General features: G+C 60.7%; 13 protein-coding genes and 1 riboswitch. Of the genes, 9 read left to right on the top strand and 4 right to left on the bottom strand.

Annotated elements, in window-relative coordinates; all coding sequences use genetic code 11:
• Positions 1-35: 35 nt before the first annotated feature.
• Entirely contained in the window at positions 36-1,250 is a 1,215-nt protein-coding gene (locus KKO72_RS13935; protein ID WP_214939466.1) for an FAD-dependent monooxygenase, read from the bottom strand.
• A gap of 113 nt (positions 1,251-1,363) precedes the next feature.
• Between KKO72_RS13935 and KKO72_RS13940 the strand changes: the two genes are divergently transcribed.
• On the top strand, positions 1,364-1,810 hold the full coding sequence (locus tag KKO72_RS13940; protein ID WP_214939469.1) for a BLUF domain-containing protein: 447 nt from the start codon (positions 1,364-1,366) through the stop codon (positions 1,808-1,810).
• Positions 1,811-1,852: 42 nt separating this feature from the next.
• Here the strand turns inward: KKO72_RS13940 and KKO72_RS13945 are convergent, their stop codons facing one another.
• Positions 1,853-3,886, bottom strand: coding sequence for a fused MFS/spermidine synthase (locus KKO72_RS13945; protein ID WP_214939472.1), 2,034 nt, complete (start codon positions 3,884-3,886; stop codon positions 1,853-1,855).
• A 185-nt stretch (positions 3,887-4,071) separates the two neighbouring features.
• Entirely contained in the window at positions 4,072-8,124 is a 4,053-nt protein-coding gene (gene hrpA / locus KKO72_RS13950; protein ID WP_214939475.1) for an ATP-dependent RNA helicase HrpA, read from the bottom strand.
• Positions 8,125-8,476: 352 nt separating this feature from the next.
• Positions 8,477-8,695, top strand: a riboswitch (cobalamin riboswitch).
• Between the two features lie 139 nt (positions 8,696-8,834).
• Here hrpA and KKO72_RS13955 point away from each other — a divergent pair.
• The 6 genes from KKO72_RS13955 to KKO72_RS13980 all read left to right on the top strand — a co-directional run bounded on the left by KKO72_RS13955 (position 8,835) and on the right by KKO72_RS13980 (position 14,549).
• Complete coding sequence (locus KKO72_RS13955; RefSeq protein ID WP_251140654.1) at positions 8,835-9,860, top strand: ABC transporter substrate-binding protein; 1,026 nt, start codon at positions 8,835-8,837, stop codon at positions 9,858-9,860.
• A 54-nt stretch (positions 9,861-9,914) separates the two neighbouring features.
• Positions 9,915-10,973: an iron ABC transporter permease gene (locus KKO72_RS13960; RefSeq protein WP_214939482.1), complete on the top strand. Its 1,059-nt coding sequence runs from the start codon at positions 9,915-9,917 to the stop codon at positions 10,971-10,973.
• The gene (locus tag KKO72_RS13965) at positions 10,970-11,767 is read left to right on the top strand and encodes an ABC transporter ATP-binding protein (RefSeq protein WP_214939485.1); all 798 of its coding nucleotides are present in this window, start codon (positions 10,970-10,972) and stop codon (positions 11,765-11,767) included. Before KKO72_RS13960 ends, KKO72_RS13965 begins: the two co-directional genes overlap by 4 nt.
• A 127-nt stretch (positions 11,768-11,894) precedes the next feature.
• Complete coding sequence (locus KKO72_RS13970; RefSeq protein ID WP_256445096.1) at positions 11,895-12,254, top strand: pseudoazurin; 360 nt, start codon at positions 11,895-11,897, stop codon at positions 12,252-12,254.
• 151 nt (positions 12,255-12,405) lie between these two features.
• On the top strand, positions 12,406-13,755 hold the full coding sequence (gene argA, locus KKO72_RS13975; RefSeq protein ID WP_214939491.1) for an amino-acid N-acetyltransferase: 1,350 nt from the start codon (positions 12,406-12,408) through the stop codon (positions 13,753-13,755).
• An 89-nt stretch (positions 13,756-13,844) separates the two neighbouring features.
• Positions 13,845-14,549, top strand: a complete 705-nt coding sequence (locus KKO72_RS13980; protein ID WP_214939494.1) for a mobilization protein — start codon at positions 13,845-13,847, stop codon at positions 14,547-14,549.
• 136 nt (positions 14,550-14,685) lie between these two features.
• Here the strand turns inward: KKO72_RS13980 and KKO72_RS13985 are convergent, their stop codons facing one another.
• Positions 14,686-14,943, bottom strand: a complete 258-nt coding sequence (locus tag KKO72_RS13985; protein WP_180129719.1) for a hypothetical protein — start codon at positions 14,941-14,943, stop codon at positions 14,686-14,688.
• 84 nt (positions 14,944-15,027) lie between these two features.
• On the opposite strand from KKO72_RS13985, the gene KKO72_RS13990 reads away from it, so the two are divergent.
• Complete coding sequence (locus KKO72_RS13990) at positions 15,028-15,300, top strand: oxidative damage protection protein (RefSeq protein ID WP_078363322.1); 273 nt, start codon at positions 15,028-15,030, stop codon at positions 15,298-15,300.
• A gap of 49 nt (positions 15,301-15,349) precedes the next feature.
• Positions 15,350-17,113, top strand: coding sequence for an FAD-dependent 5-carboxymethylaminomethyl-2-thiouridine(34) oxidoreductase MnmC (gene mnmC / locus KKO72_RS13995; protein ID WP_214939497.1), 1,764 nt, complete (start codon positions 15,350-15,352; stop codon positions 17,111-17,113).
• The last annotated feature ends 5 nt before the right edge of the window (positions 17,114-17,118 follow it).

Below are 17,118 nucleotides of genomic sequence, written 5' to 3' on the forward strand. Positions count from 1 at the left end.
ACGGCGCCATCGTGCGCCCGGCACACAAGTGGCCGTTAAGCCGGCCCACCCCCATACAACCAGGGCTGATCCAGCAAACGTTGGCCCAGCACACGCATGGCCAGGTCACGGCCCAGGCGCATCGGCCCGGTCAGGTGGTAAATCTGGCCGTTCTGCAGGGCCCGTGCCTGCACCTTGGCATTGCGCTGCCAGCGCTGGTTGGCGTAATCCTGGATCAATGCCGGTACCCGGCCCAGCACAGCCTGGTTGCCCTGCTCCGCAGCAAAAACACCCGCAGCTCCCAGCAGCTTGGCCAGTGTGGCCGCGTCTTCAATTGCCATCGCTGCGCCCTGTGCGAGGTACGGCACCATCGGGTGGGCGGCATCCCCCAGCAGAGCCACCCGACCCAGCGCATGTTCGTGTGCACCGCGCATCGGCAGGCGGATGCTCAGCGGCCACAGCCGCCAGGCCTCGATGGCATGGATCAGGTCACGCAAGGGGGCGCAACTGCCCGCCACCACCCGCTGCAAATCGGCCGCATTGGCGCTGTGGTCCCAGCTGGAGATGTCCCCCTGGACCTGGCCGTGCACGATACCCACCACGTTCATCCAGTCCCCCCCGCGCACCGGGTACTGCACCACATGCATACGCGGCCCGAACCAGGCGGTGACCTGCTGGGTTTGCAGATGTTTGGGCAAGTCACTTTGCTTGACCATGGTGCGGTAGGCCAGATGCCCGGTGGGCTGGGGCTTGCCGTCGTGTAACAGTTGCTGGCGCAGGTTGCTCCAGGCGCCATCGGCGGCCACCAACACATCAGCCTGCGGCTGCTGGCCGTCTTGCAATTGCGCGGTGACATGGGCCTTGGTCTGCGCCACGCTGGTGACCGCGTTGGCCAGATGCAGCGCCACATCACCCCGCTGCTGGAGCACCCGCACCAGCAAAGCATGCAAATCTGCCCGGTGGATGGTGATGTACGGTGCGCCATAACGCCGAACCATGTCCGCGCCCAACGTCAGTTCACCCAGTACTGTGCCCGAAGTGGCGCTGCGAAATTGCAAGCGGTGTGGAAACGCGGCCAAACCGGTCAGGTCATCTTTCAAACCCCAGCCGTGCAACACCCGCACCGCATTAGGGCCGAGCTGGATGCCCGCGCCAAACTCGGAAAACTCGGCAGCACGCTCATACAAAGACACTTTGGCCCCCGCCTGGGCACAGGCCAGCGCCGCAGACAAACCACCAATCCCCCCACCCGCAATAAGGACCTCAGCCATGACAACTCTTTCGTCGACCAACCATTGATCGTGGCGATTGTCGGCAAAGTCAGACCTCACTTATCAACCAGAGCACTTATTTTTTTGTAGCTTGGCGGGCGTACACTTTGCCCATGGACGAAACACGACAACGCATTCAGCTGGTTCGACTTTTGTATGTGAGTCGGGCTGTGGGACCACAAACAACGGCGGTAACGGACTCGATCCTGTCGGTCGCACAAAGTGCCAACCGACAGCGCGGTATCACCGGCGTTTTGTGCCAGGGCCAAGGCCTGTACCTGCAGGTGCTCGAAGGTGAGCGGGGTGTCATCAACGCCCTCTACAACCGCATCACGCAGGACCGGCGCCATCAGGATGTGCAGTTGTTATTGCTCGAAGAAATCAGCCAGCGTCGTTATGCCGACTGGGCCATGGCCCATGTGCTGTTGGCGGAAGACGACCCGATGGTCCAGCTCAACCACCCTGAATTCGACCCCTACTCGGCACCTGGCGCATCGGTGCTGAAGATGGTGGCCGACCTGGTGGCCAGCGGTCAGCGCATTCGCAAGACCTCGGTCTGAGCTTGTTTCACACTGGTGCGGGCAACAGTCGCCCCACCTGAGCTATTTCAGCACGTCAAAGAGGTTGTTGAAGTCATCGGTCCAGACGCCGAGCTTGGCTATGGAGGGCACAGTGCTGCTGGCTTGGCGAATGGCCTCCTGCTGCAGTACCGCCTGATCACGCGCCACCAGAATCCAGTCGGTATTGCGCAGCGCCGGGTTGTCGGTGTCGTCATGGACAAAGGCCACATACAAGCCCTTGGCCTGTGCGATGTTTTGCACCACGGGCGCCAGGTTGATGAACTTGTTGGTGATGTGAAAGCCGATGATGCCACCGGGCAACATGTGGCGCAGGTAGACGTCCATGGCCTCGGTGGTGATCAGGTGCACAGGGATCGAGTCACCCGAGAACGCATCCACCGCCAACACATCAAACCCCTGCGGCGGCTCCTTGGCCAGGGACAGGCGGGCATCACCGAGCACGGTCTCGACCTTGGCCGCGCTGTCGGACATGAAACTGAATTCTGTCTGGGCCAGTGCAATCACCTCGGGGTTGAGCTCATACATCCGGTAGGTGTCACCCGAACGACCATAAACCGCCAGCGTGCCCGCACCCAGGCCAATCACCCCCACCTTTTTGCCCTGTGCCGGGGTGTTGGCAATGGCCAGACCGATTCCCGAGGTTGCCCCGTAATAGGCGGTGGGCTCGCGGCGACGATCAGCGGCCAGAAACTGCTCACCATGTTTGATGGCACCGTGGTAGAGCTGGCGCACGTTGTCCCGTGGGTCATCACGCTGGCTGTCCAGCGTGATCAGCGCACCATAAAAGTTGCGCCCAACATAACGGCTGCCCTGAACATCGTCCTGGATCTGCAAAACCAGAAAGTAGGTGCACAGCAGCGCCAAAACACCGGAGATGATGCGTAAGGTGCTGGACCTAAGCATGACCAGCGCCAGCAGCGCGGTGACAACCAAGCCGATGCCCAGCTCGTAATACGCAGGCAATACCCGGGGCGCCACCAAGCCCACCAGGGTGCCACCGAGTGCACCACCGAGCGACACCATCAGGTAAAAACGTGTCAAGTGGCGCGGGCCCGGCCGCATACGCGCGAGTTCTCCATGCAAAAACATACACAGCACAAACAACCCTGCCACATAGGTCGGCACCGCGACCCAGATGTTGCGGCCCACACTGCCGTCCTGCAGCCCATAAGCACACAGGACCATAAGCGCGGCTGCCAGCGGCAAAAAGAGGCGGCGCCGGTACCAGCGCTCACTCTCGAAACACAGAACAAAGGTCAGCAAATAGAGTGTGAGCGGCAGCAGCCACAAAAAAGGGATCGAGGCCACGTTCTGTGTGATGTGGTTGGTGATCGCCAGCAGCAGCCAGGAGCCCATGGCCGAGGCACCCAACCAGGTGACGTAGTCACGCCAGGTCGGATCACGATGGACCTCGGGCTTGACAGGCTGGACCGGTGCGACCGTCTCCACACTGCGCCCATGCTGCCAAAAGTAATACCCCGAACCAGCACACAACAGTGCAAACACCGCATACCCCATCGACCAGGCATAGGCCTGGCCCACAATGGCCGCGTGCCGCTCAATCAGGAACGGATAACTGATCAGGGCCAGCATCGAGGCCAGGTTGGAGAGTGAAAAATAGCGGTAGATATCGCTGCCAACCACCGTCTTGGACACCCAGGACTGGATCAGCGGCCCGGTGGTGGAGAGCAAAAAATACGGCAGACCAATGGTGCCCAGCAGCAGCGCAATGATGCGCCCGGACGGATCCTCATCACCCCGGGGTTGCCAGCTCGGGTCGGCAATGATCGGCAAAAAAGCCAAGCTAAACACCAGCAATGCCACATGCAACAGTACTTGTGAGCGGGGCCGCAGGTGGCGAGACACCCAGTCGGCGTAGGCATAACCCGCCAGCAGCGCCATCTGGAAAAACACCATACAAATCGCCCACACCGCCGCCGAGCCACCAAACCAGGGCAGGATTTGTTTGGCAATGATGGGCTGAACCAGGAACAAGGCAAAGGCACTGGTGAAGATGGTGCCTGCGAACAGCAGTTTGGAGGTAGCGGGTGACATGGGTGAATCGGGCCCAGGTGAGGTGGTTAAGCAGACCCAGGTCACGCCCGCTGGGCCTGGTCCTGGCTTTTGAACACACAAGCACTGACTGTGCCACCCTGAGAACATCAGAGCGGATCTGTCCCCAACGACGTCCCCCATTCAAGGCACCCCAACAAAACCCGGGGTGTTGACCCGCCTGATGCTCAGCCCAGCTGCGCCCAGGCCTTCTCCAGCCGCTTCACGCTCACCGGCTGCGGGGTGCGCAACTCCTGGGCGAAGAAGCTCACACGCAACTCTTCGAGCAGCCAGCGGAATTCCTGCAGGCGATCATCCACCACACCTTTGCGCTCGGCCACCAGGCGCCAGTAACGCTGCTCCAGCGGCAACAACTCTTTCATGCGGGCGCTGTCGCGGGCCGGGTCGGCGCGGCATTTTTCCAGGCGGGCGGTGATGGCTTTGAGATAACGGGCAAAGTGCTGCAGGCTACCCCAGGGGTTGACACTCAAGAACTTCTTGGGCATCAATTTTGATAGCTGCTGGGCCGCATCCGTCGAGGCCTCGGGCGCATTTTTGCTGTCCTTGATCTTGCGCGCGGCCACGGCGTACTCAGCCAGGATGCTGGCGCTCAGGCGGGCGACTTCGGTGCAGATCAGGGTCAGGCGCCCTCGCCCCTCATCCACGCGTTTTTTGAAGGCAAATTCGTCGGTGGGCAACGGGTCGAGCAAAAAGGCGCGGTCCAGCGCCACTTGGATGATCTGTTCACGCAGCTCTTCGAGCGTGCCACCGGTACCGCTGCCGTCCGGGTTTTTGCCGACCTGCATGTAGGTCACCGCCATTTTTTGCAGGTCGGGCACGTTCTTTTCCAGGTACTTGAGCGCGTCCTTGATTTGTAACGCAAACAGGCGGCGCAGGCCGGCGCGGTGTTTGGCGGCAGCCACCTCGGGCTCGTCAAACACCTCGATCATGACCGCATCACCTGCATCCAGCAGCGCCGGGTAACCAATCAGGGTCTGGCCGCCTTTCTGGATTTCCAGCAGCTCAGGCAGCTCACCAAAGGTCCAGGCCGTGTGTTTGACACCGGCTGGCGTGGCCTTGGCGGTGGGTTCACTCACTGCTTTTTTTGTAGCTACCTGCCCTTGATTTATAAGGGCTTGAGGCTTATTCTGCTTGAAATCTGCCGCAGGCGTCGCCGTTTTGGCCATCTTGAGCCCGGCCAGCGCCTGGAACGCACCACGTGCCTGGGCACCCAGTTCGGCCTTCAAAGCACCCAGGTTGCGACCCTGACCCAGTTGGCGGCCATGTTCGTCCACCACGCGGAAGTTCATGAAGAAGTGCGGCGGCAACATGTCGACCTTGATGTCGGCGCGCACCACGTCCACCGTGGTCGCCAGGCGCACGAGTTTAAGCACCGCCTCAATCAGCGAGCCATGGCCAAACAAGGCTGGCTCGTTGAGTTGCGCCGCCATCTTGCTGGCCGACTCGGGCAGCGGCACCAGGCGCGAACGTGGGCGCTGGTGCAGGGTTTTGATCAGTGCCTGGATCTTGTCCTTGAGCATGCCGGGCACCAGCCATTCACAACGCTCCTCGTTGACCTGGTTCAGCACAAAAATCGGCACGGTGACCGTCAGGCCGTCTTTCGGATCACCGAGCTCGTGCAGGTAAGTGGCGGCGCAATCCACACCGCCCAGACGCACGGTTTTCGGGAAGGCCTGGGTGGTAATGCCAGCCGCCTCGTGGCGCATCAGCTCCTCGCGCGTCAGCAGCAGGAGCTTGGGGTTGATCTTGACCGCATCGCGGTACCAGGCCTCGAAGGTGAAACCGCTACACACTTCGGCAGGCAACTGCTGGTCGTAAAAAGCGTAGATCAGCTCGTCGTCCACCAGCACGTCCTGGCGGCGTGCTTTGTGCTCCAGGTCTTCCACCTGTTTGATCAGTTTCTGGTTGGCCGCCAGGAATGGCAGCTTGGTCTCCCACTGGCCACCGACCAGCGCCTCACGGATAAAAATTTCACGCGCACCGGGCAAATCGACTCGGCTGTAGTTGACGCGCCTGCCGCTGTAGATGACGATGCCATAGAGTGTGGCGCGTTCCAGCGCATTGACCTCGGCCACCTTTTTTTCCCAATGCGGGTCCAGCAGCTGTTTTTTGAGCAGATGTGCGCCGACCTGCTCCAACCACTGCGGCTCAATCGCGGCGATGCCCCGGCCAAACAGGCGCGTGGTTTCGACCAGCTCGGCAGCCACAATCCAGCGGCCCGGTTTTTTGACCAGATGGGCACCCGGGTGCGGGTAAAACTTGATGCTGCGGGCGCCCAGGTACTCCCCACTGGCGCCGTCGGTTTCGAGCTTGCAGCCGATATTGCCGAGCAGGCCCGAGAGCATCGACAGGTGCAACTGCTCGTAGCTCGCTGGCTTGGTGTTGAGCCGCCACTTGTGCTCGGCCACCACGGTGTGGAGCTGGCTGTAGATGTCGCGCCACTCACGCACCCGGCGCATGCTGACAAAGTTCTGCCGCAGCAGTTGCTCGTATTGGCGGTTGCTGAGTTTGTGGGCGGGTGCGCCCTCACCCCGGCCCTCTCCCACCGGGCGAGGGGGTGAACTTCCGCCCCGCGCCTTGGACAGCGCCAGAGCAGTGGCGGTTTCGCTCCCTCTCCCCCCGGGAGAGGGCTGGGGTGAGGGCTGACCACCGCGTGCGGTTTCCAGCCACTTCCACAATTTCAGGTAGCCGGAAAATTCGCTCTTTTCATCGTCAAACTTGACGTGCGCCTGGTCGGCCTGCTGCTGCGCTTCCATCGGGCGGTCGCGCACGTCTTGCACGCTCAAGGCGCTGGCAATCACCAGCACCTCGTCCAGCGCCTCGCGAGAACGCGCCTCCAGAATCATGCGACCCACACGCGGATCCAGCGGCAATTTGGCCAGCTCACCACCCATGGCGGTGAGTTCGTTGGCATCGTCCACCGCGCCGAGTTCGTTGAGCAGCTGGTAACCGTCGGCAATGGCCCGGCCCGAGGGTTTCTCGATGAACGGGAAATCTTCGACGATGCCCAGGTGTAAGGACTTCATGCGCAGAATCACCCCGGCCAGGGATGAACGCAATATTTCGGGGTCGGTGAACTTGGGGCGGTTGTTGAAGTCTTTTTCGTCATAGAGCCGGATACAAATGCCGTTGGCGACCCGCCCGCAGCGACCCGCACGCTGGTTGGCCGAACTCTGACTCACAGGCTCCACCAGCAGCTGCTCCACCTTGCTTCTGAAACTATAGCGTTTCATACGCGCGGTGCCTGCGTCAATAACGTAACGGATACCAGGCACGGTGAGCGAGGTTTCGGCCACATTGGTGGCCAGCACAATGCGCCGCCCGGTGTGGCCGTCAAAAATACGGTCCTGCTCGGCCTGGCTCAGCCGCGCAAACAGCGGCAGCACCTCGGCACCACGAAACACCGGCTGGTGGCTCAGGTGGCCACGCAGGTGATCGGCTGCCTCGCGGATCTCGCGCTCCCCGGGCAGAAACACCAGGATGTCGCCACTGTTGTGCACATCGCGCCAGAGCTCGTCCACCGCGTCGGCAATCGCGTGATTCAGGTCATAGTCGCGCGCTTCTTCAAACGGGCGGTAACGCTGCTCTACCGGGAACATGCGCCCGCTGACCATGATGATCGGCGCCGGACCATGCCTGGACGCAAAGTGATCCGCAAAACGCTGCGCGTCGATCGTGGCCGAGGTCACCACCACCTTCAGGTCAGGGCGGCGCGGCAGGATCTGCTTCAAATAACCGAGCAAAAAGTCGATGTTCAGGCTGCGCTCGTGCGCCTCGTCGATGATGATCGTGTCGTAGGCTTTGAGTAACGGGTCGGTCTGAGTCTCGGCCAACAAAATACCGTCGGTCATTAACTTGACCGAGGCGTCGCGCCCCAGTCGGTCCTGAAAACGCACTTTAAAACCAACCACTTCACCGGGCGTGGTGTTGAGTTCTTCAGCAATGCGTTTGGCCACGCTGCTGGCGGCGATCCGGCGCGGCTGGGTGTGGCCAATCAGCTTGCCACGTGGCGCTGGGCGACCGTCGGGCAAGGTTTTGGGGTAGTTGCACAAGCCGCGTCCCATCGCCAGGGCGATTTTGGGAAGTTGGGTGGTTTTGCCCGAGCCAGTTTCACCACAGACGATGATGACCTGGTGCGCAGCCATCGCGGCCATGATTTCTTCGCGACGCGCCGAGACCGGCAGGGATTCGGGGAATTCGATATTCAGAGGGTTCGACATTGGGGCGCCATTATCGGTGGCTGCGTCTAGCGGCGGTCGGTAGGCAGCAGGTCTTATGGGCCAAATTGGCATCTAGCCCTTATTAAATAAGGGCGTTTCGCTACTGAATATGCAATACATTTCGGTGGCTGATGCTGTTTGATGTGGTTAGCTAAGCACTGGCCGGGCGGCAGCCTCGTACCACGATGTGCCCGGGAAACTCTGCGTTCTGGCGCGGCCAATTGACCGGCAGACCTTCCCCGTCAGCAGCTTGAAGATAACGACCACTGACTGGCCGAAGCCATCGTCGGGCGACCTCCCTCCAGCCCCTCAAGAAAAGTCACCCCTATTCGACATATGTAACAATGCCCCCAGCTTTAGTCCCGAAAGGGGTTGGATTGATCTGAAAAACAGGTCAATCCAAACAGGGAATCCAGTCGTGTGCCTAGCGCGCGGCATCAAGAAATGGAACTGCTCCCGCAACTGTAGGCGAGGAGACTGCTCAACACGAGCCACTGGGGATCCCCCGGGAAGGCATTGGGCAGTCGTTGAATCGCCAGTCAGGATACCTGCTCTAGCCCGTGTCGATATTTATCGACTTGTCGCAGGCTGAGTGTTCGGGAAGGAGCGCTCGCGCGGGTATGCCATGGTGTGGTGTTGCAAGACATGATTGCGTGGGTGCTGGTGTGGTTTTTCTTTCCAATGCGAGGCATTTATCGTGGAGAGAAATCATGCGTTTTCAACGTGCTGTTACATCAGCTCTGGCAACTGTCACACTGGCCCTGGCGGGTCTTCCTTCGGCTCATGCCACCAACTACCCCCTCAAAGTTCAGAACTGCGCTTACACGCTGACGTTCGAGAAGGCGCCTGCCGCCGTTGCCACCATCGGGCAGGCTGGCACAGAGATGCTTTACGCCATGGGCTTAGGCGACAAGGTGGTCGGCACCTCACTTTGGTTCCACGATGTACTGCCTCGGTTCAAGGAGGTCAACAGCAAGGTCCCGCGCCTGGCTGACAACGCGCCCAGCTTTGAGTCACTGATCGGTAAGCGTCCTGCGCTGGTGGTGTCCCAGTTCGAATGGATGGTCGGCAAGGAAGGTGTGGTCGGCACGCGCGAGCAGTTCCATGACATTGGTGTCTGGACCTATGCCATGCCGTCCGACTGCGAGGGCAAGGACAACCTCCTGGGCGCGGATGGCACACGTACCACCGCCTACAACCCGAAGGCGCTGTACAAAAGCGTGCAGCAACTGGCCCAGATTTTCAACGTCGAGGCCAAGGGTGAAGCCCTGGTGAAAGATCTGCAAGCGCGCGCCAACCGCGCCGAGGAAAAGATGCGCGCAGCCAAGGTGAAGGACCTGTCAGTTGCCTTGTGGTTTTCCAGCGCCGACTTGACGATGGACCCGTACATGGCCGGCCAATCCGGGGTGGCCGGTTACATGATGAAGTCGCTGGGCATGCGTAACGTGGTGACCTCGAACGAGGAATGGCCCACCGTGGGTTGGGAGACCATCGCCAAGGCCAACCCGTCGGTGCTGGTGATTGCCCGCATGGACCGCCGCCGTTTTGCCGCCGACGACTACAAGAAAAAGCTGGAATTTCTCAAGACTGACCCGGTGACCAAACACATGGATGCCGTCAAGAACGACCGGGTTGTGATTGTTGACGCGGACGCCCTGCAGGGCTCGATCCGCATGGTCGACGGTCTGGAGCAAATGGTCGATGCGGCCATGAAGCTCAAGGCGACACAGCCCTGATCTCGTGGTGCAAAAAGCGGCGGGCAGGCCCTTGCCTGGCCCGCCGCAATGTTCATGAACAACTATTCCAAAAATCTTCGACACCGGCCATGGTCCAAGCTGTTCTTGGTCGTGGCTGGCTTGGTAGCCATCGTTGCGGCCATTGTGTTCGGTATCGCGGTGGGTGAAACCCCCATTCCCATCGATGTGGTCTACCACGTGCTGAGCAATCGGCTGCTCGACACCGCATTCCCGGTGGTTCCTATCGACAACGGCATTGTCTGGAACTACCGGTTGCCTCGCACCTTGGTGGCCGCATGTTGTGGTGCCGGGCTGGCCATCTCAGGGGTGATCCTGCAGTCCCTGCTGCGCAATGCACTGGCTGAACCTTATTTGCTGGGCATCTCCGCAGGGGCCTCGACCGGGGCGGTGCTGGTAGCGATTGTGGGTGTGGGCGGGGGTCTGGTGTCGATGAGTGTGGGCGCCTTTTTGGGTGCGGTACTCGCTTTTGCACTGGTGGCCTTGTTAGCGCACGCAGCAGGTGGTGATGGCCTGCGCAACGGTAGCCAGATTGTGCTGGCGGGTATCGCCGGTTCTCAGCTTTTTAATGCCTTGACCTCGCTGATCATCACCAAGTCCGGCAGTGCCGAGCAGGCACGCGGCATCATGTTCTGGCTGCTGGGCAGCCTGAGTGGTGTGCGCTGGGGAGATGTTGGGTTGGCCTTTCCAGTTGCGTTATTCGGCTGCTGCGTCTGCCTGCTTCAGGCTCGGGCGCTGGATGCCTTCATTTTTGGCACCGATTCGGCGGCATCGCTGGGGATTGCGGTACGGCGTGTGCAGCTGACCATGCTGCTGGTGGCCGCTTTGATGACTGCGGTGATGGTGTCGATCGTCGGCGCCATTGGTTTTGTGGGCCTGGTGATCCCGCATACCGCACGCATGATGGTTGGTGTGCGCCACCAGGTGCTGATTCCAGCCAGCATGTTTCTGGGGGCGGTGTTCCTCATCGTTGCGGACGTTGCTGCACGTGTTCTGATCCCCGGCCAGGTGCTTCCCATCGGGGTGATCACCGCCTTGGTCGGTGCGCCGGTGTTCGCGGTGATGCTGCTCAAAAATGGGAGGCGACGCGCATGACAGTCACCTCAATCCATAACGTGGGGCAACAGCTGGTTCTGGAGGCACGCGAGGTCAGTTGGCGGGTGCGGGGTGCCAGACTCGTCAACGAGATCAGTCTGGCACTGCATGCCGGTGAAATGTTGGGGCTGATCGGCCCCAACGGCTCGGGCAAATCCAGCCTGTTGCGCCTGTTGGCAGGCGTGACCGAGCCGACGCAAGGCAGCATTCTGATTGAAGGCCAGCCCATGCGGCAGATGGCTCGCCGCTTGGTGGCTCGCAAACTGGCCTTGGTGTCGCAGATGGCCGATACCAGCGACGCGATCACCGTGCAGGATGCGGTGGAGCTTGGGCGCACACCGTGGTTAAGTGCCTGGCAGACCTGGTCCCAGCGTGATGACGACATCGTGGATGAAGCCTTGGCGCTGGTCAGCATGCAGGACAAGCGGGATCGCCAGTGGAGCACTCTTTCGGGTGGGGAGCGTCAGCGCGCCCACATCGCACGCTCCTTGGCACAACAGCCGGGCATCCTGCTGCTCGACGAGCCCACCAACCACCTTGACATCCACCAGCAGCTCTCTCTGATGCACCTGATCCGCAGTCTGCCGGTGACCACGGCCGTGGCCATCCATGACCTGAACCATGCGCTGCTGTGCGACAGGTTGGCCGTCTTGCACGAAGGTCGGCTGATCAGGCTGGATGTACCGGAAAAGATATTGGTGCCATCGCTTCTGGAGGAGGTGTTCAAAGTGGGGGTCAGTGAACTGATCGACCCAAGCGACCAAGCGCGCGTGCTGCGTTTTATGCCGCTTTGACCTATGACGGATTTTTGAAGATAAGGACATTGCTATGCAAATGAGAAAACTGTTTTCTTTGGTGTTTGCCGCATCGGTTTGGCTTGTGTCGCCCAGTTGCACTTGGGCTGAAACCTATCAGGTGAAGATGCTCAACCGAAACCATACCGGACCCATGCCTTTTGAGGCTGACTATCTGAAGCTCAAGTCAGGTGACAAGGTCCAGTTCCTGGCGTCCAACATCGGCCACAACGCCGCCAGCATTGTGGGCATGATGCCAGAGGGCGCCAGCCCGTTCAAAGGCAAAGTCAACGAAGAAATTCTCGTGGAGTTCACCAAGAAAGGGTTTTACGGGATTCAGTGTGTACCGCACTACGGCATGGGTATGGTCATGCTGGTCCAGGTGGGTGACGCCAGCCTGGATGAGCTGGTGATCCCCGATGCGGTACCTGACGCTGCCAAAAAACGCTTCCAGAAAATCATCGAACGCGCCAAGGCGAAAAAGTGAGGCGACGCAAGGCGCCATGCTGATCTACGCACAGTGTCTTGGGCATTCAAACGGGCAATGTGTCGATGGCAGCCAAAACCTTCATACACGTGCTGCAAAATAGGGTGGTGTTGCCCCCTATTGACTGCCGCCCTCTTTGCCCACCAACCCCATGAGCCTGCCCTTCAACTTCACCTTTGTCCCCTGGTTTCGGTCCGTCGCCCCCTACATCCACAAGTTCCGCCACCAGACCTTTGTGGTCGGTGTCTGCGGCGAAGCCATTGCGGCGGGCAAGCTGCCTAACTTGGCGCAAGACCTGGCGCTGATCCAGAGCATGGGCGTGCGCATCGTGCTGGTGCACGGCTTTCGACCGCAGGTAAACGAGCAGCTCAAGGCCAAGAACCACTCACCCAAGTATTTCAAGGGCATCCGTATCACCGACGAGGTGGCGCTGGACTGTGCCCAGGAAGCCGCAGGCCAATTGCGTTACGAGATTGAAGCGGCGTTTAGCCAAGGTCTGCCCAACACACCGATGGCAGGGGCCACGGTGCGGGTGATTTCCGGCAATTTTTTGACGGCGCGCCCGGTCGGCATTGTGGACGGGGTGGACTTCCAGCACTCGGGCGTGGTGCGCAAGATCGACACGGCGGGCATCACCCGCTCGCTTGACATGGGTGCGCTGGTGCTGATGTCGCCGTTCGGCTTCTCACCCACCGGTGAGGCCTTTAACCTGACCATGGAAGAAGTCGCCACTTCGGTGGCCACCGCTCTGCAAGCCGACAAGCTGATTTTTGTGACCGAGGTGCCGGGGATTGCCACCGACGTGCGACAGCCGCTCAGTGAAGACAACCCGATTGACACCGAATTGCCGCTGGACACCGCCGAGAAGCTGCTGGCCGACCTGCCCAGTGCCGACAAACCCACCGACACCGCGTTTTACCTGCAGCATTGCGTCAAGGCCTGCAAAGGTGGTGTGGAGCGCAGCCACATCATCCCGTATGCGGTGGACGGCTCGATCCTGCTCGAAGTCTATGTGCACGACGGCATCGGCACCATGGTGGTGGATGAAAAACTGGAGAGCCTGCGTGAAGCCACGGTGGACGACGTGGGTGGCATCTTGCAGCTGATCGAGCCGTTCGAGAAAGACGGCACCCTGGTCAAACGCAGCCGCACCGAGATCGAGCGTGATGTGGGCCTGTACACCGTGATCGAGCACGACGGTGTGATCTTTGCCTGCGCCGCCCTGTACACTTACCCCGAGGAACGCACCGCCGAGCTCGCCGCACTGACCGTGTCGCCCGATGTACAAGGCCAGGGGGATGGTGACCGGGTGCTCAAACGCATCGAACAACGCGCCAAGCTGGCCGGGCTGGACAGCATTTTTGTGCTCACCACCCGCACCATGCACTGGTTCATCAAACGTGGTTTTGTCCAGGTCGACCCCGACTGGCTGCCCGATGCGCGCAAACGCAAGTACAACTGGGACCGCAAAAGCCAGGTGCTGGTGAAAAACATCCTTTAACGCACGACCTGCCGCCACCCAGCACAGATTTTGCTTCTGTCACCCTAGCTGCCTGCGGGCACCCGTTTCCAACACAACAGAAAGCAAACATGAGTTCTCTCAACTTCATCGGCGGCGAAAAAGGTGGCGTCGGAAAATCGGTGCTGGCGCGTCTGCTGGCGCAGTATTTCATCGACAAAGAGCAGCCTTTTGTCGGCTTCGACACCGACCGCTCGCACACCTCGTTCACTCGTTTTTACGCCGACTACGCCAGCCCGGTGGTGGTTGACAGTTATGAAGGGCTGGACGCGATTGCCAGCGCGTTTGAAAGTGCCGATACCACGGGTGCACCACCCCGTGTGGTGGTGGATCTGGCCGCGCAGACCGCTGCGCCCCTGGCACGCTGGATCAAGGACTCGGACGTGTTTGCGGTGCTGGCCGACATGGGCATCACCGTCAATTTCTGGCATGTGGCCGATGCGGGCAAGGATTCGGTGGACTTGCTGGGCCGCTTGTTGAGCACCTATGAAGCGGGGCCCAACTACATCGTGGTAAAAAACCACGGGCGTGGCGCAGACTTTTCACAGCTCGACAGCTCCCCCGCACTGGAAACCGCACTGTCGCGTGGCGCCAAAGTCATCAGCCTGCCCGCGCTGCATGAGGCCAGCATGCGCAAGATTGACCGCCAGAACGCCAGTTTTTGGGCAGCCATCCACAGCAAGCCTGAGGCAGATGCACTGGGCCTGCTGGAGCGCCAACGTGTCAAGTCCTGGCTCAAAAAATCGTACGAAGGTTTTGACAGCCTGAGTTTGTGACATAACTGCGGCCATGCGGACGCGCAGTTTTAGAGGCGTTTAGGCCTCTAGCCCTTGTCAAAAAACGGGTAGTAGCTACAAATCAGGTAGCAAACCATTCACCGAAGCACACGGGCTGCTGGGCAGCCCGGCGGCTTCACTCGGCAGATGGTTTTTTGTTGGCTTCTTCCAGAGCCAGGTCAAGCGCCTTGCAGGACGGTGAACACACCGCCTGAGACTTGCCGAGGATCTTCTTGGAAACCATCTGGGAACGGGCGCGGTGTTTGCCACATAAAAAACACGACATCGTGGCAGCGCCAAAGGAAGTGGCCGCCGTGAACGGGGAGCCCGACACTTTGGATTTGTAACGCAGGCCATCGGCCACGATTTTGGTTTTGGTATCTGCTTTTGCCATAGGGCTGGATTTTACTTCAGTGTGCGGCCCAAGCCAAAACCTTGCTAAAGTTGACACTTTTGACAGTACACACAAAGGTAAACCATGGCGCGCACGGTGAAATGCATCAAATTGGGGATCGAGGCCGAAGGGCTTGACTTTGCACCTTATCCCGGTGAACTGGGCAAACGGCTTTGGGAAAACGTCAGCAAACAAGCCTGGGCCGACTGGCTCAAGCACCAAACCATGCTGGTCAACGAAAACCGCCTGAACCTGGCCGACGCCCGCGCCCGCCAATACCTGGCGCGGCAAATGGAAAACCACTTTTTTGGTGAAGGCGCCGACGCCGCACAAGGTTTCGTTCCCCCCAAGGCGTGACATCACGTCCCACGCATCAGCCTGAAAACGCTGCTGTGTCCCCCAGCCCATGACATCTGACTGGTTGGGTTTGCCACGCTGGCAAATACTAGACACCTGCTTTAAGGACGGGCTGGGTTTTCTGAGAACCTGGCACACCTGGCAACAAACCACCGATCGGCCCCGGATGCTGCATGTGGTGGCCCTGTGCCCCAGCGCCCCCACCCCCGAAACACTGGTACAGGCCTGCGGCAACGATGCGGCCCTGTTGCCGCTGGCCCACGAGCTCATCGGGCACTGGTTTGGCCTCTTGCCCGGTTTCCACTTTTTTTTGCTGGCCAAGGGTCAAGTGACTTTGACACTGTGTGTCGGTGATGCCTTGCAGGCCCTGCGCCAGCACGCGTTTTTGGCGGATGAGGTGTGTGTGGCGCTGGATGCGCCTAAACAGCCCGGTGAGTTCGACGCCCACAATCCCTGGGCCATCAAGGCCCTGGCACGCTGCTGCCGGCGCGGCACCACCCTGTATGCTCATCTGCCCACAGGCACCGACGCATCGGACCTGCACCAACAGCTGTGCTCCAGCGGCTTCGCCGTCAGCGACAACAGCACGGACGCCGAAAGACAGTTTCAGGCACGTTTTGACCCACCCTGGCCCCTCAAAACCAGCCGACAAAACCACAGCAGCGCCCTGCCCGTTCAGCGCTGCGCGGTAGTGGGTGCTGGCCTGGCTGGCGCCAGTGTGGCGGCGGCACTGGCCCGACGCGGCTGGCAGGTGTTGGTGTTGGACGCCGCGCCAGCCCCGGCAGCAGGAGCGTCGGGTTTGCCGGTGGGCCTGGTGGTGCCACATACCTCCAGCGACGACTGCCCACTGTCGCGTCTGTCGCGCGCCGGTGTGCGCCTCACCCTGCAACAAGCCCGGCAACATTTGCAGCTAGGCACACAGTGGGCGGCAACCGGTGTGCTGGAGCGGCAGGTGGGTGGCACACCGCAGTTGCCCAGCCACTGGCCACCCGAGGGGCAGGACTGGTCGATTTCTGCCCCCGACAAGCTGGCCGATGGCCCGGGTCTGTGGCACCCACAGGCCGCCTGGATCCAACCCGCCGCGCTGGTGTCGTCCTGGCTCAAGCAGCCCGGTGTGAGGTTTCAGGGTGGCGCCAAGGTGTGCCATCTGCAACACACCGACGGTGTCTGGCAGTTGCTGGATGAGACGCAGCGTGTGTTGTGTTGTGCCGAACGTGTGGTGTTTGCCAATGCCGGTGCAGCGCGCCCGCTGCTGGACAACTTGGCCCACAGCCATCCCGATCTGTCATCACAACTGCAGCACCTGCCGACCACCCAGGGCATGCGGGGTCTGCTGAGCTGGGCGTTGCACAGCGATTCGACTGCGCACCAGGCAGTTTTTCCGCCCTTTCCAGTCAATGGCTTCAGCGGCCTGGTGCCGAACGTGCCCACCGATGCCGGTCCAGCCTGGTTCATGGGGTCGAGCTACCAGCCAGAGCAGCAGTTGGAACGCCCGGATGCCGACAACCATGTGCGCAATTGGGAGCATCTGAATGAACTGTTGCCAAGTCTGGCAGGGCCCCTGGCCGCCAGCTTTGCCTCGGACAAGCTGCAAACCTGGAAAGGCACACGGTGTATCAGCGCCGACCGCCTGCCACTCGTGGGTCCACTGGAGGCAGGGGAGCAACCCAGCCTGTGGCTCTGCGCCGCGCTGGGGTCACGCGGCCTGAGTTTTTCGGTGTTGTGCGCCGAGCTGCTGGCGGCCCAAATGGGCGCCGAACCCCTACCTGTGGAGGCCAAGCTGGCCAAGGCACTTCACGCGCTGCGCGGCTGAGCAGC

Source organism: Rhodoferax sp. U11-2br (assembly GCF_018619435.1).
In the GTDB taxonomy this organism is placed as follows: domain Bacteria; phylum Pseudomonadota; class Gammaproteobacteria; order Burkholderiales; family Burkholderiaceae_C; genus Rhodoferax.